Here is a 15,067-nt window from a genome sequence, read left to right on the forward strand (position 1 = left end):
AAAAACTCCCTTAAGTTTAGGGAGTTTTTTCATTAAACGTAACGACCATAATCTGGCTTTGCGATACTTTCAAAATTTATCACTAAATTATGTAAATTGGTTTCAAGCTCTTTACCAAACATAGGTGACCCATGTCCAGTTACTGCAATTGAAGGATTTAATGCCTCGAGTTTTTTTATTGAATTCCAAGCATCCATCCAATTTGTTGTAAAGTATCTCGGTGGACCGTTCAGCTCTTGTTTTTGCATGAGTACATTATATAATTCGTCTTGGCTTACAGTGACAAAAGCATCACCAACGATTAGTAGTTTATCTTTATCTCTAAAAAATGAGACATGTCCAGGTGTATGACCAGGAGTATGAATCCATTTCCAACCTGGCATATGTGGAATTTCACCATTTTCAGGTAAAGCATGTACATAATTTTTTAAATTTATTGCTTCATTTGGAAATAAAGGTGACAATTTTGCAATCATGCCACCTTCGACTGATCCATCCGGTTCAGGATAATTTGTTTCACCAGTTAAAAAGGGTAGTTCTAACGAATGGGCATAAACTGGAACATTCCAATCATTTACAAGTTCAGTGACTGCTCCCACATGATCAAAGTGTCCGTGCGTTAAAATAATCGCTTTTGGTTTATGTTGTTTACCAAATCTTTCTTCAGCTAATTCCTTTATTTTTGCGGCTGATTGTGGCATTCCAGCATCAATTAATACCCATTCATCATTTGAAACATCAGGATTGCCAAATAGACAAATATTAACAATTTGGATTGTTTCATAAAACAAATCAGCTGCAAGTGAAGAGCCTTTTCCACTTGATACAGATGTGATTGGCATATAATGAAAATTACTCGTTGCTAACTCTGTGAAATCCTTTTCCATTGAATAAAATACACTTCCTATTCTTTTAACATTCTTTTGTATTCTACTTTTAAAACATTAATTTATACTAATCGACTTGTTGAATTAAACCATTTCATTTAACAAAAGATAATAAAAAAATGAAAAGGGTTGTGAGGATATGCATACCGTATGGAAAGGCACGATCAGTATGGGATTAGTTACGATTCCAGTTAAGCTATTTTCAGCTGTTGAAGATAAGGATTTGAAATTTCGTCAATATCATAAAGATTGTAAAACACCTATTTCATATAAGAAGGTAGCAAGTTGTGATGACGATGTAACTTCTGATGAAATTATTAAAGTATTTGAAACACCTAATGGTAGAGTTGTTGAAATAAAAGAAGAGGAAATAAATAAGCTAAAAGAAGAATTTGAATTAAAAACAGTTTCGATTATAGACTTTGTTAAGTTAGCTGAAATTGATCCAGTCTATTTTGATAAAACATATTATATTGGCCCCGACTCGGGAGGGGCAAAAGCCTATGCTCTTCTTTCGGAAATATTGAAAAAAAGTAAGAAGATTGGACTTGCAAAAATAACCATACGAAGTAAACAGCATCTATCTGCTATTCGCCCATATAAAAATTCAATCATTTTGGAAACTTTACATTTTCCGGACGAAATTAGAGCAATTGAAGGAATTCCTGGAGGTGTACCTGAAAAAGCTGGTTTATCTGAGCGGGAACTTCAAGCAGGCATGATGTTAGTTGAGCAATTAACAACAACATTTAATCCAGAGAATTATACTGACACTTATCGAACAGCTTTAGAACAGTTAATTAATCAAAAAGTGCAAAGTAATGACTTTATCGCTACTGAACAAGAGCAGCCTGCGGCGGAACAAAAAAATGTAGTTGATCTGATGTCTGCATTACAAGCTAGCATTGATCGAACGAAAGGACAAGCTACTCCGACGAAAACACCTGCACCGAAAAAAACGCGAGCACCAAAGAAGGCTACAAGTTAAATGGAGCTCATTCCAATTCATCCATTCGAGCCAGTTTCTTCAAATACTGTTCCTGAAGGTCAAGACTGGATATCACAAATCAAGTGGGATGGAGTTAGAATCTTATCTTACTGGAATGGTGAGGAAACCAAACTTTATAATCGAAAACTTAATGAACGGACATATACTTTTCCAGAGTTAACAAATATTCGTTCTTATACAAATGCCGATTCAATTATTTTAGATGGGGAAGTCATTGCTTTAGATCAAAATGGAAACCCTTCTTTTCATGAAGTTATGCGCAGGGATGGAATTAGACGATTAGATCGAGTGAAGTTTGTCATGGAAGCTGTACCAATTTATTATATGATTTTTGATATTTTGTACTATAACGGTGAATGGGTTAATGATAAGACCTTGAAGGAAAGACTTGAGTTACTTTCTTCAGTGATTACACCAAATAAACAGATTCAAGTCGTACCGATTAACAACGATAATCAAGCTTTATTTGAGGTGTCAAAACAGCATGGTTTAGAAGGTATTGTTTGCAAAAACCTCAATAGTCGATATATCATCGATGGGAAAAATAGCGATTGGCAAAAAATAAAAAATTATAAAGATATTATAGCTGTCATTGGTGGTGTTACATATCGATCAGGCATCGTGAATTCTATTCTAGTCGGTTTGTATGATGACGAGGATCGATTTTGGTATATCGGACATGTCGGAACAGGTAAACTGACTCATGCTGAATGGAAACAGCTAACGGAAGTCATTGAAGCAATAAAAATTGAAAAAAATCCGTTTTCTAATCAGCCTAAGCGGGTGAAAGAAATTCAATGGATAGATCCTTTATTAACGGTAAAGGTACAGTTCATAGAATGGACAGAAGGTCACTCATTACGGCAACCGAGTATTCAAGCTTTTGTTAACCAAGAGCCAAAAACATGCAAGTTCACAAATTAAAGGAAGTAACATTATGAACCATACACTTTTATTAGAGCCATTCACTAAAAATAATGACACTATTTATAGTGGCTATTTCTTTATTTTAGGTTTTCAATCAGACAAAGACTATTTTATTGTTGGAATAAAAACACAAAATGACATCATCGAAATTGGAGCATTTACAAACGGATTAAATCAAAATGAAAAAGAAATTTTGAAAAAAGCGATTATTGATAATCAGAAAAGTATAGAAAATAAAACGATATTTGTTAATCCAGGGATCTGCATTGAACTGGACTTTAAAGGGCTTGAAAATCATCGATTAATTGATCCTTCATTTAAATCTTTTCAACTTCAGCACTCATGGGAGGATTGTACTTGGGATCAATTAATTTTAAAGAATATGCCACTAGACAATGAGTTATCTATGACAAGCCTTGATAAGACAATTTGGAGTGAACCGTTTCTGTCAAAGGAAGGCTATCTTTCATACTTAGCCCAAATTTCTCCATATATGATTCCATTTTTAGAAAATAAATTGCTAACTACAATAAGGTATCCACATGGAGTACCAGGAGAGTCTTTTTTTCAAAAGAATAGTCCAGACTATGCTCCAAGCTTTATCGTAACAAAAGAGCAAGAAGGTAATAATTATATTATTTGTAATGATGTATCAACGCTTCTTTGGCTAGGGAATCAACTAGCGATTGAATTCCACATTCCCTTTCAAACATTTGATAGTAATGATCCAACTGAAATTGTTTTTGATTTAGACCCACCAAATAAAGAGGCATTTCCATTAGCAATAAAGGCAGCAATGGAAATGAGACTAATTTTTGATTCATTTCAGATTAAAAGCTATCCAAAGGTATCTGGGAGTAAAGGAATTCAAATTCATATCCCAATCAAACAGCATTCATTAACTTATGATGAAACGAGGATCTTTACTAGTTTTATTGCGAATTATTTAATCGAGAAATTTCCAGATGATTTTACAATTGAACGCTTTAAGAAAAATCGGGGAACAAGACTTTATATTGATTATGTACAGCATGCCAAAGGGAAAACAATTATTTGTCCATACTCTGCAAGAGGGAGAGAGGGAGCAACAGTTGCGACTCCACTGTATTGGGATGAAATAACAGAGGATTTAAAAATTGAAACATTTACAATACCTTTTGTTTTAAATCGTTTAGCAAGCACAATTTGCCCGATGAATGATTATTTTAAACAAGAGAATCTTACCTTATTAGAAGTAATATCTAAGTTAAAAGAACATAAAAAGTAAAAACTCCCTTAAGGAATACATCCAAGGGAGTTCTTTTTTATATTTCAATGATGATTGGGAGAATCATTGGCTTTCTCTTAGTTTTTGTAAATAAATATTGTCCAATTGATCTTTTTATATTTTGTTTCATCACATTCCACTGAAGAGTATTCGCATCAAGTAAATCATTCACAGTATCGCTGGCAAGCTTATTGACCTCTCTAATAAGGCTTTCAGAATCGCGCGCATAAACAAAGCCACGAGAAATTGTATCTGGACCAGAGATAATTTTTTTCTCAACTTTACTGATGGTAATCACGATGACGAGCATTCCGTCTTCTGACAATTGCTTTCGGTCTCTGAGGACAATATTACCTACATCTCCAATGCCCATTCCATCCACATAAATATTACCAGAAGGAATTTTTCTAGTTTGGGATGCGACAGAATTTTGGATATCTACTACATCACCATTTTTGATGATAAAAATATTCGACTTCTCTACCCCAACTGATTCTGCTAATGCACTATGATGATGAAGCATTCTAAATTCACCATGTATTGGGATAAAGTACTTTGGTTTCATTAATGTAAGCATTAGTTTTAATTCTTCTTGATATGCATGGCCTGAAACATGCATACCTGTTGAACTACCTGATCCATAAATTACATTTGCCCCAAGGGTGTATAAATTATCAATAATTCGAGATACATTTCGTTCATTTCCCGGAATAGGTGATGCGGCAAATATGACAGTATCTTCAGGAAGAACTTCTACATCTCGATAACTGGAGCTTGCTAAGCGAGCAAGTGCTGCAAGTGGCTCACCTTGGCTTCCTGTACAAAGAATCGTAACGTTTTCTGGTGCAAGACGATTAATTTCTTGTGCATCAATTAGCATACCTTCAGGAATTCGTAAATAGTCTTTTTCCATTGCAACTGTTACAACATTTACCATGCTTCTTCCTAGTAACGCAAGTTTTCTATTCGTCTTTATAGAGGCATCTACAATTTGCTGAACACGATGGACATTTGAAGCAAAGGTTGAGATGATGACTTTTCGTTTTGCTCTATGAAATGCTTCTTCAATATGTTCACCAACCATTCGTTCTGAAGGGGTAGAGCCTGGTCTTTCGGCATTTGTACTTTCAGATAACAAAAGTAATACGCCTTTACTTCCAATGTCAGCCATTTTGTGAATATCAGGGTATTGATTATTAACCGGCGTTAAATCGAATTTGAAGTCACCAGTATGAACAACAACTCCTTCAGGGGTATGAAATACAATACCGAGGCAATCAGGGATACTATGATTCGTTTTGAAAAAAGTTACACCAAATTCATTAAATTGAAGAACAGTATCAGATTGAATGGTATTTAATTCAGTATCACTTAACAGGCCATGTTCTTTTAATTTAATCTCAATTAATCCAAGTGTTAAGGGTGAAGCATAAATAGGCAAATTCAATTGTTTTAATATGTATGGAATGGCACCAATATGATCCTCATGTCCATGTGTGACAATTAAACCTTTTATTTTCTCTTTATTTTGGTGTAGGTAAGTTATATCTGGAATGATCAGATCAATCCCTAATAAACTCTCATCGGGAAATTTCCCGCCACAATCAATAATGAGTATTTCATCTGCATATTGAATGGCATACATATTTTTTCCAATTTCATTGACACCACCTAATGCGAAAATAGAAAGTCTTTCTTCAGTCCTCAATTTCTATCCCTCCTAATTCTTGAACCATAAAATTCCCATATTTTTCTTAGTATGTGCTTTCTACTCCGATTAATTCAATTAGTTTTGGTCAAAAAAAATAAGCTGATAGCCAGCTTATTTTTAACTTTACTGTTCAAAATAGTCTTCAAATTGCTTCTTACTTGATTTTGAATCATGTTGAAAATATGGATTCTCAGTAGTTGAATCCTTCGGATCTAAATTGGTTTTTATGACTAATGTTGGTCCTGTATTAGAAGGTTCCGCAATCAAACGATCATTCAATTCATTAAAATCAGGTAGTTTCTTGTTTCCAGGTTGTATTGGTTCAGACATCATCACACCTCCATTAAATAGGATGGTTTTCTTGTTGAAAATTATGTGTTTTCAATTCAATCATCTGTTTTTTAAGCCTTGTAAAAAAAAAAATTCATTACATCGAATGGTGCAGTTTTAAGTACATATAATTTAGAAGTTGGGTATAAGTTTTCATAAAGCCGTTACGTCATAAAATAGATATATCAACATATTAAAATTTGATAGATTCATATATTCAATAAATCAATCGATAAGATAAGTTTTTTGCTCAATGGAATCCATAATACAACTTGCTAAGGCTTAAAGGAAGTGATTGTATTGATCAAAAAAACTGGAGCGATAAATGTGTGGTCAAGAAAGATTTTTAAATGGTTGATCGGACACTATGCGCAAACCATTCTTTTTTTGCTGGTGATTGTAGCTTTTTTTAATTACTGGTCGGTATTTTATATCATTGCTTTTTTACGTGAAGCTCTAACAAGGAATAGTGAAAAATTCGGTATGAATGTTTATTTACTACAAGCTTTTTTATATGGGTGGGTAATATCAATTTTAATACTTTTTGGACATTGTTTAGTTTTGAAGTACATGCTACTGCATAGAAAAATTAAGAGTGTATTAATTTTTCTATTTCTACATGTCGGTTATTTTTTCTGTCTAATTCTGTTTTTGGTTTTCGCGTAAGGAAATAGAAGAAGCATTTAGTGCTTTTTAATTGAATCTTAATCGTTGTAAAATTTACAAGCATTCATTGCCATCATTATAATAAAGGAAGCAAGCTTTTTGAAAGAAGGAGACTTAAATGGAGCAATACTCTGTAACACAAGCAAGTTTACTTATTTTTATTACATTATCTGGAATCATTACTTCCGTTTTATTACATTTTTCACTTGTCTTTGGTATTTTACCCGGGCTACTTTTCTTAATCTATTTAAGTGTAAAAAAAGGTTATGATGTTACGCGTATGTTGAAGGTAGGATATAAAGGAATCGGAAAAGTAAAAATTGTATTAATGATTTTATTTTTAATTAGCTTTTTGCTACCGTCTTGGTTTTTGTCTGGAACGATTAACTCGATGGTTTCGGTTACATTACAAGCGATTAATCCACATCATTTTTTTGTTTTTTGTTTTCTTACAACAATGATTTTTTCAATGATACTCGGCTCATCAATCGGAACATTAAGTGCTTTAGGTGTACCTTTAATGAGTACTGCAATTTTATTACATATACCTTTAGAAATTACGGCCGGTGCTGTTATTTCAGGGGCATTTGTTGGAGACCGAACTTCACCATTTTCAAGTGCTCATCAACTGTTAGCCAATATATTAGAAACAACTGTTAAAAAACAAGGGAAAGCAATGCTTTTAACTTCAATCTTAGCAATCTTAGTGACAGGATTGTTTTTTAGCATGATGGATGTTAGGTATGGAAGTAATCTTTCAGTCATACATAATGAACTAGAGATTGTACAGAAGATCTCATTCCTTCATTTTATACCGCCAATTCTGTTAGTCTTGCTTGTTTTATTCAGATTAAACATTATCATATCTTATGTTATAAGTATTTTATCTAGTAGTTTTATAGCTATGTTTCATGGTATTTCTATTTCTGAGATTGTACATGCACTTTGGTATGGAATTGAGGGATTAGGCGGAGGTCTAATTCATATGTATAGCTTACTACTGTTCATTGCAATTGCTGGCGTTTATAATGCATTATTGGAAGAGTTAAATGTAATTCAACCCATCTTGGATAAATGGCTCTCATCATCAACATCTATGATGTCAGATTCTTTTAAAACTGTAATTGCATCTCTGCTTATTTGTATAATAGCCGGAAATCAAACGATGCCAATTATTCTTACTGGTCGTTCTTTCCTTTCACATTGGTCAAATAAATATAGTAAAGAAGAACTGGCACGAATTATGAGCGATACAACTTTGCTTTTTCCAGCAATGATCCCTTGGAATGTACTTGCCATTATGAGTAGCACTGTTGTTAATATGGATTTGTTTGACTATATACCATATGCGATATTTTTATGGATTCTGCCATGCTTAACTTTATTTGTTTCATTTGCAAAAAGACGTAAAAATTATCAAACAAGATATGAGATTAGTTCATAAAGATTTTAGCAAAACACTTTTTCAATAAGAAGAAGTGTTTTTTTTTTGAGACCATTATTTAATAGGTTGAAAGTACCTTTAGAATATTATTTATTCTGCTAAAATTAGAAATTGATTAGACTATATATTTTTAATTGGCTCTGTTAATGAGATCAAATCATCTTTTTTAACAGAATCTTACCATTAAAATATTGCAGCAAGTAATGTCAAGGGGGTTCTGTATGAAAAAATTATTTATGTTATTAACAGTGATGTTTGTTTTTATGTTATCAAGTTGTTCATCTAATGAAGAATCAAAGAAGAAAGAGTCAATTTTGGATGAATATAAAGTAATGAATTCTCACTCTGAGGTAAGAGTAAAGGATTTTATTTATCGCATTGTTTCTGAAAAACAAGAATATGCAAATAATGAAAAGGTTAAAATTTATGCTGAACTTGAATACGTAGGAAATGAAGAACAAGTCACAATTTATCATGCTGCATCACCGTTTTATTTTAATCTTAAAGAAAAAACGAGAAATTATGATATTGTGTATGGGATGAATCAACCTTTAGTGAAAACAACAATTGTAAAAGGAAAACCTTTACGAGAAGAATACTTTATAGGAAACGGGAGCTATAGTGGTGATGACCCGAAAGAATATGTAGATTTTATGAAAAAAATAATGGATACAAAACGCTTGCCTTATGGTTACTACATATTAAACGGTAACGCAGACTTTTATGTAGAAACAGTTAAGAGTGGTAAAAATGTTCAAATAGAGTATAACATTAACTCGCCAATTGATTTTAAAGTGAACGAGTAAACTAAATAATATGAAACCTAATGATAAACAGAGATATTATAAAGCTTTTGTCTCTGTTTTCGTATTTAATTAGATTCAAACCTCTTACTCAGTAAAAAAACGGCAATCAATATGATTGCCGTTTTATGCTTCAGAATATAATTTTTCTTTCTGAGATACAATGTCTTTTAATTGTCTTACAGTAATACTATATTTTAAACGAATTGCTTCAAGCTCCATAATAGCAACATCAATATATTCAGGTTCAGCATGGATAAAATTGATTTCTTTATATTCTAATTGCTTTTGTAAGTTTCGAAGTTCGTTATGTAATATTTCCGTTTGGGAACTTTCTTGAAGAGTTGATTTTATGAAACGGTTAAAAAATAAACTCAATTTTGTTTGTTTTTTAGAGACTGTTTGTTCTTGAATCATTACTGAATTTGGCATTAACATATCCTCCTAAAATATAGATTGAATCAATATTTATAGATTTCATAACTTGTCCAAATGAATAAACTCATAGATTCATAACAATCTTTGTTTTTATAAAGATATTAATGTGAATTAAAGAAAATGCTAAAAATTTTGGATTTTTAAAAAATTTTTATTAGGAGGTTTTCAATTGAAAAAAATAAATAAAGTCATCATATCTTTTATCATTTTTTTTCAATTGGTTTTATTAACTTCATGTAGCAATATACCTTACGAACCGAAAATTAAAATGGACATAATTGTTAGAGAATTAACGAAAAATGAATATAGTGCAGTAGGTACGATGGGATTAAGTAATCCTTCAATTCATGATTTTAAGAAGATCGTATTTGATTTTGAAATGAAAAATTCTAATCAAATTACTTATCGAAACGTTAATATTCCAGAACATACTATTTGGAAATATAGAATCAATTCGATAAATGGAGAACGTTATTGGTTTGGGAATTATTATAAAATGGGAGATAGTTCAACTTATCATAGAGAAATTGTGTATTATTCAAAAGGAGTTAGTGAAGAACAAATTAGAAAGGCTTTTGAAGATACGTTCATAAGAATTTCTTATCAAACAGAACATGGGGAAAGTCGTACGTTAGAATACAGTATTGGGAACTCTATTGAATTCAAATAGTAGGATCACTAAATAAAATTTAAGCTTTTCGTATGAATCTGATACACTTAGGGAACATAAAGATTAGATTTACTTTATGTAAAATGAATCTAGAAATAGAGAGGACAATAATCCATGGAAAAAATTGAAGTAGGCGAAATCCTAACATTAAGCTATGAAGATGATCAAGAACAAGACTATGAAGTACTAGGCGCACTTGACATTGAAGGTGTAGAATACATAGCAGTTGGCTTAGTTGAAGATGTAGAACAAGAGAGTGATGAAGATATTGATGTTTTCTTCTTAAGAGTAGAAGAAAGTGGCGAGTTCTTTGATATTGAGACAGAAGAAGAATTTGAAAAAGTATCTGCAGCATTTGATCAATCACTAAAAGAAGAAGAATAAAACATAAAAAAGTAGAAATTGAGATGATATCAATTTCTACTTTTTTTAATAAATTAACTTGAAGCAGGGACGGTTTCGCTTACCGATTCACTCTGTACGAATGAGGCTGATTCCCATTTTTTTGAACGCCATCTCCAAAGCATGAGTAATCCACGTATCCATTCATCTGCAATAAATGCAATCCATACGCCTATTAGTCCAAGGTTAAAGTGAACTCCTAGTATGTATGCGATCGGAATACTAATGCCCCACATTGATATAATGCCCATCATGACGGGGAATTTCACGTCTCCAGCTGCACGTAAAGAACTGATTACGATTAAATTAAAAGCTCGACCAGGTTCGAGAATAATTGTACAAATTAAAAGTACTGTTCCTGTGTGGATAATTTGTTCATTATCAGTAAAGATTGAAAATAATGGTTTAGAGAATAAGGATGCGATAATAGCCATTAAAGTCGAAATACAGATTCCTAATTTTAGGCTGCGGATACAGTGTTCATATGCGGTTTTTAAATCTCTCGCACCAACTAGTCTTCCTATGATAATTTGTTCACCTTGCCCAATTGCTACTGAAAATAAGAAGATAAACATCATAATATTTTGAGCATATACCTTAGTTGTCAAAGCCTCAGTTCCAATCATTGTAATAAAGATCGTAATAACGATTTGAGAGGCATTATATGAAATATTTTCTCCAGCCGCAGGAACGCCGATTTTAAATAAATTTTTCGAGTGCTGAATTGGTTTAGATTGTAGGACTTTTTTAAATGAAATAAAGCCAATCCTTTTCATGAAAATATAAATAATTAAAATAGTACAGATAATCCTTGCAATTGAAGTAGACCATGCTACGCCTGCTTCACCAAGAACTGGTAAACCAAAAGGACCAAAAATGACAAAATAATTTCCAATTGCATTTAGTATATTCATTAAAATAGTGACTTTCATCATATCTTTCGTGAAACCATAACTACGTAAAGTTGCCGAAATCGTCATCATAATTGCTTGAACGAACATAAATGCACCAACGATTTCTAAAAATGAATTTCCTCTTAAGATTAAGTCTGGATCTAATCCCATCCATTTTAAAATGTAGGAAGAAAAAAAGAATAATAAAATACTAATGATGATACCGATCCCAAAGTTTGCGATCATAGATACTGTAAAAACTTCTTTTGCTTTATACTCATTTTTTGCACCTAAATATTGAGCAACTAATATTGATGTACCAGCAGTTACAAAACCAAATAATAATGTAACTAAGCCCATGACTTGAGACGCAACACCTACAGCGGCTACTGCATGGTCAGAATACCTACTTAGCATTAGGGTATCGACACTACCCATTAACATGAATAATAATATTTCAATAAATATTGGCCAGGTAATATGCAAAAGGGAGAGTGGCTTATCGTTACTTTGAATCTTGTTTGAAGATTCCATGTTTCATCCCTACCTTTTCAAAAAAGAAAAGGATGTCTCAATACAATAATGTATTGTGTTAGGACACCCTTTACAATTTATAATTTGGTTCTAGTTAAAATAAATTTAACAAATCCTATAATCTAATAATTTTGATACCATAACCTTCAATTGTAAACTCTGTATTATATGTTTCATTTTTTTCTGTTATGACATTAAATACAGTTTTATTTTTGAATAAATCAGGCGTTTTAACTGATAATTCGTTTGGACTATTACTTAAAATGTATACAAAAGTATCGCTCTCAAATGTTTTAGCGTAAACAATTGTATTATTTTCATTGTTGGCTTCAATAAAACTAAATGTACCTTCACTACCAATGGCTTTATGGTCTTTACGAAGCTTTAAAAGTGTCTGAACATATTCAAACAGATCACGATCTTGACGTTCTTCATCCCAAACCATACATTTGCGGCAACCTGGATCTTGTTTTCCAGTCATACCAATTTCATCACCATAATAAATGCAAGGAGCACCTGGGAATGACAATTGGAATGTATACAATAGTTTTAGTTTTTCAATTTTCTCATCACAAATTGTTAAGACTCGAGGTGTGTCATGGCTACCTAATAAGTTAAAGGCAACTTCATTTACATTTTGTGGATATGAATGAAGTACTTCACTAATCACATTCGTGAAATCTTCAGCAGAGATTTTATCCTTTGCGAAGAAATCTAAAGCACCATTTGTAAATGGATAGTTCATAACAGCATCAAACTGATCACCCTGTAACCAAGGCATTGAATCATGCCATATTTCACCTAAAATATAAAGATCAGGATTTACAGATTTAACTGCTGTTCTAAATTCTCTCCAAAATGCATGGTCGACTTCATTTGCAACGTCTAAACGCCAGCCATCAATATTGAATTCTTTTGCCCAATACTTACCAACTTCTAAAAGGTATGCTTTAACATCTGGATGTTCAGTATTTAATTTTGGCATTGACGGAACAAAAGCAAAAGCATCATAATTTGGTGTCGGCTCAGTCACAATCGGGAATTCCTTTAAGTGGAACCAGTCTTTATATATTGATTTTTCTTGTTTTTGCAATACATCTTGAAAAGGCTCAAAGAAATATCCACTGTGATTAAACACAGCATCTAACATGACTTTAATATTTCGCTCATGGCACTCATCTACTAATCTCTTAAATGTTTCTTTCGTGCCAAATTGTGGATCAATTTCCATATAATCAATCGTGTCATATTTATGATTTGAATGCGCTTTGAAAATTGGGGTAAAATAAATTCCGCCAATTCCTAATTCTACAAGATGGTCAAGATGTTGTATTACACCTTCAAAATCTCCTCCGAAGAAATTATTTGTAGCAGGTTCTTCGCTTTCCCACTCTAATGTGCCTTTAGGATTAATTGAAGGGTCACCATTTGCAAATCTTTCTGGGAAGATTTGATACCATACTGTATCTTTAGCCCAACTAGGAGCTTTAAAGATATCTGCTTCATTTAAGAATGGGAAACAGAAATAATATGCTGTATCATCTGTTGGGATTTCATCATAAAATCCTCTCTCTGCATAAACAATCGTTTCCTCATGATTGCTAAGTTCAAAACCATATCGAAGACGACGGAACGGCGGCTTGATTTCTACAAACCAGTAATCGAATAATTCCGTACTACCGCTTATTTTCATTTCTGTTTTATTAATTTGCCAAGCTCCATCTTCCCAATGGTAAGGGTCTCCATGAATTAAATGAACAGACGAAACATCATCTTTTTTCGTACGTAATCGAATATGAAGAGTTTCGTTATTGTAAGCGTATGCATAGTTATTTTTCGGGCGGTGATATATAGCTTCTTTTAACATTATGCTACCTCCAGCGTCTTATTTAGACAATCGTTTGCTTAAAAAAAGATTATAATTAAACGCTTTCATTGTCAATTGTTTTGAAAGCTCATATTTGTACAATGAATGATTTTTATTTCATACTTTATAAATGTATAATATGTGATAGAGTAGACAAGAGCAGAATGTACTAGGAGGAGCAGAATTGATCAGAAACTTTTTTACAAAGCGATTTAAGTTGAAAAGTATATATGAAGCAAAAGATAGCAAACTAATTTATGTATTAATACAAAATATACTAGTGGGTTCATTAATTGCTTTTCCGTTAGTGTTTCAAATCATACAAACTGATTCACAAAGATTAGCGGAGAGAGTATTTGCACCATATTATGAAAACACTAGTTGGCAGAATGAATTACCAAATTGTCGTTATGACGACCAACTTTCTTGTCAGAACAATAAACAAAAAGTAATTAAAGTAAAAAACCAGCGAATTGTTTTTGATCCAACAGATCAATATGATGTGGATGACAAAGAGAGTATCACGATTATCTTTGGGAAAAAACATATCCATGCAAATTTACTAGGCTTTGATCTTTATGGGGGATATAATGACCAATTAGTTAAAGCATTAGATCAAAAAGATGCTGATCAATTATTACTTGGAATTGTATCTAGTGTTAAAATGCAAGCAGTTGCAATGATGATGCAATTATTTTACCCAATAACGATTGTTACGAATATTATTTATATCGCAATTGTATCGTTAATGGCTTTATTATTTAATATTGGAAATTCTAAAAAGTTGACATATAGGCAATTCTTCTCATTTCTATCATATGCAGCTACTTTACCAGCTATTTTTGCGTTTATGATTGGAACGATTTTTTCGATCGCATTTCTATATATTGCTTTTAATTTTGGCGTAATTTTATTTGCATACTATGTCTATCGTAAATATAATCGAGTCGTATAAATACAGTAGTGTCAAGGGGAGGAAGAGCATTCCTCCTTTTATTTTTAAATTTACTAAAAATTTAGAAATAAATATGTTATTTATTACCAAATTGTCCAATATATTTAAATGGAAAAGCTATATATATTTTTGTCTTTATCGTTTATGATGTAAGAAGAATTTCTTAAAAAAGTGAAATGTAAGCGCTTATATCAACAATTGATATAAAAATAAAAATATACTAATTTGTTTGACTTTCATATTTTAGTAGATTATTATAAAAGT

Annotated in this window: 14 protein-coding genes; 8 read left to right on the plus strand and 6 right to left on the minus strand. The window is 32.1% G+C overall.

The window, feature by feature from the left end:
* Positions 1 to 32: 32 nt before the first annotated feature.
* On the minus strand, positions 33 to 887 hold the full coding sequence (locus CAB05_RS18500) for an MBL fold metallo-hydrolase (RefSeq protein WP_088002666.1): 855 nt from the start codon (positions 885 to 887) through the stop codon (positions 33 to 35).
* Positions 888 to 1,026: 139 nt separating this feature from the next.
* Here CAB05_RS18500 and ku point away from each other — a divergent pair, with 139 nt between their 5' ends.
* The 3 genes from ku to ligD (CAB05_RS18515) are packed head-to-tail and all read left to right on the plus strand — an operon-like array spanning position 1,027 to position 4,090.
* The gene (gene ku / locus CAB05_RS18505; protein WP_088002669.1) at positions 1,027 to 1,875 is read left to right on the plus strand and encodes a non-homologous end joining protein Ku; all 849 of its coding nucleotides are present in this window, start codon (positions 1,027 to 1,029) and stop codon (positions 1,873 to 1,875) included.
* Entirely contained in the window at positions 1,876 to 2,820 is a 945-nt protein-coding gene (gene ligD, locus CAB05_RS18510; protein WP_088002672.1) for a non-homologous end-joining DNA ligase, read from the plus strand.
* Between the two features lie 13 nt (positions 2,821 to 2,833).
* A complete protein-coding gene (gene ligD, locus CAB05_RS18515) occupies positions 2,834 to 4,090 on the plus strand; it encodes a DNA ligase D (RefSeq protein ID WP_088002675.1) in 1,257 nt (418 codons plus the stop codon).
* A gap of 37 nt (positions 4,091 to 4,127) precedes the next feature.
* Here ligD (CAB05_RS18515) and CAB05_RS18520 read toward each other — a convergent pair whose 3' ends face one another.
* A complete protein-coding gene (locus CAB05_RS18520; protein WP_088002678.1) occupies positions 4,128 to 5,798 on the minus strand; it encodes a ribonuclease J in 1,671 nt (556 codons plus the stop codon).
* Between the two features lie 126 nt (positions 5,799 to 5,924).
* On the minus strand, positions 5,925 to 6,131 hold the full coding sequence (locus CAB05_RS18525; RefSeq protein ID WP_088002682.1) for a hypothetical protein: 207 nt from the start codon (positions 6,129 to 6,131) through the stop codon (positions 5,925 to 5,927).
* A 784-nt stretch (positions 6,132 to 6,915) separates the two neighbouring features.
* Between CAB05_RS18525 and CAB05_RS18535 the strand changes: the two genes are divergently transcribed.
* On the plus strand, positions 6,916 to 8,241 hold the full coding sequence (locus CAB05_RS18535; RefSeq protein ID WP_088002689.1) for a Na+/H+ antiporter NhaC family protein: 1,326 nt from the start codon (positions 6,916 to 6,918) through the stop codon (positions 8,239 to 8,241).
* A gap of 221 nt (positions 8,242 to 8,462) precedes the next feature.
* Positions 8,463 to 9,047, plus strand: a complete 585-nt coding sequence (locus CAB05_RS18540; RefSeq protein ID WP_088002692.1) for a hypothetical protein — start codon at positions 8,463 to 8,465, stop codon at positions 9,045 to 9,047.
* A 123-nt stretch (positions 9,048 to 9,170) separates the two neighbouring features.
* On the opposite strand, the gene CAB05_RS18545 is transcribed toward CAB05_RS18540, so the two are convergent.
* Positions 9,171 to 9,476, minus strand: coding sequence for a hypothetical protein (locus CAB05_RS18545; protein ID WP_088002694.1), 306 nt, complete (start codon positions 9,474 to 9,476; stop codon positions 9,171 to 9,173).
* Positions 9,477 to 9,651: 175 nt separating this feature from the next.
* Here CAB05_RS18545 and CAB05_RS18550 point away from each other — a divergent pair, with 175 nt between their 5' ends.
* Together CAB05_RS18550 and CAB05_RS18555 are read left to right on the plus strand one after the other, a co-directional pair.
* A complete protein-coding gene (locus CAB05_RS18550; protein ID WP_088002697.1) occupies positions 9,652 to 10,152 on the plus strand; it encodes a hypothetical protein in 501 nt (166 codons plus the stop codon).
* A gap of 114 nt (positions 10,153 to 10,266) precedes the next feature.
* Complete coding sequence (locus CAB05_RS18555) at positions 10,267 to 10,536, plus strand: DUF1292 domain-containing protein (RefSeq protein ID WP_088002700.1); 270 nt, start codon at positions 10,267 to 10,269, stop codon at positions 10,534 to 10,536.
* A gap of 53 nt (positions 10,537 to 10,589) precedes the next feature.
* On the opposite strand, the gene CAB05_RS18560 is transcribed toward CAB05_RS18555, so the two are convergent.
* The gene (locus CAB05_RS18560) at positions 10,590 to 11,981 is read right to left on the minus strand and encodes an MATE family efflux transporter (protein WP_174567301.1); all 1,392 of its coding nucleotides are present in this window, start codon (positions 11,979 to 11,981) and stop codon (positions 10,590 to 10,592) included.
* 115 nt (positions 11,982 to 12,096) lie between these two features.
* The gene (locus tag CAB05_RS18565) at positions 12,097 to 13,848 is read right to left on the minus strand and encodes a glycoside hydrolase family 13 protein (protein WP_088002703.1); all 1,752 of its coding nucleotides are present in this window, start codon (positions 13,846 to 13,848) and stop codon (positions 12,097 to 12,099) included.
* A gap of 184 nt (positions 13,849 to 14,032) precedes the next feature.
* On the opposite strand from CAB05_RS18565, the gene CAB05_RS18570 reads away from it, so the two are divergent.
* Positions 14,033 to 14,803, plus strand: coding sequence for a DUF1189 family protein (locus tag CAB05_RS18570; protein ID WP_088002707.1), 771 nt, complete (start codon positions 14,033 to 14,035; stop codon positions 14,801 to 14,803).
* Positions 14,804 to 15,067: the final 264 nt, after the last annotated feature.

The organism is Gottfriedia solisilvae, assembly GCF_002128405.1.
GTDB classification, from domain to species: Bacteria; Bacillota; Bacilli; order Bacillales; family Bacillaceae_G; genus Gottfriedia; species Gottfriedia solisilvae.

Excerpts from the sequence above, each read along its gene's own strand:
- CAB05_RS18500 (WP_088002666.1), bottom strand. The coding sequence starts at position 887 with ATGGAAAAGGATTTCACAGAGTTAGCAACGAGTAATTTTCATTATATG.
- ku (WP_088002669.1), top strand. The coding sequence starts at position 1,027 with ATGCATACCGTATGGAAAGGCACGATCAGTATGGGATTAGTTACGATT.
- ligD (WP_088002672.1), top strand. The coding sequence starts at position 1,876 with ATGGAGCTCATTCCAATTCATCCATTCGAGCCAGTTTCTTCAAATACT.
- ligD (WP_088002675.1), top strand. The coding sequence starts at position 2,834 with ATGAACCATACACTTTTATTAGAGCCATTCACTAAAAATAATGACACT.
- CAB05_RS18525 (WP_088002682.1), bottom strand. The coding sequence starts at position 6,131 with ATGTCTGAACCAATACAACCTGGAAACAAGAAACTACCTGATTTTAAT.
- CAB05_RS18535 (WP_088002689.1), top strand. The coding sequence starts at position 6,916 with ATGGAGCAATACTCTGTAACACAAGCAAGTTTACTTATTTTTATTACA.
- CAB05_RS18540 (WP_088002692.1), top strand. The coding sequence starts at position 8,463 with ATGAAAAAATTATTTATGTTATTAACAGTGATGTTTGTTTTTATGTTA.
- CAB05_RS18545 (WP_088002694.1), bottom strand. The coding sequence starts at position 9,476 with ATGCCAAATTCAGTAATGATTCAAGAACAAACAGTCTCTAAAAAACAA.
- CAB05_RS18555 (WP_088002700.1), top strand. The coding sequence starts at position 10,267 with ATGGAAAAAATTGAAGTAGGCGAAATCCTAACATTAAGCTATGAAGAT.
- CAB05_RS18560 (WP_174567301.1), bottom strand. The coding sequence starts at position 11,981 with ATGGAATCTTCAAACAAGATTCAAAGTAACGATAAGCCACTCTCCCTT.
- CAB05_RS18565 (WP_088002703.1), bottom strand. The coding sequence starts at position 13,848 with ATGTTAAAAGAAGCTATATATCACCGCCCGAAAAATAACTATGCATAC.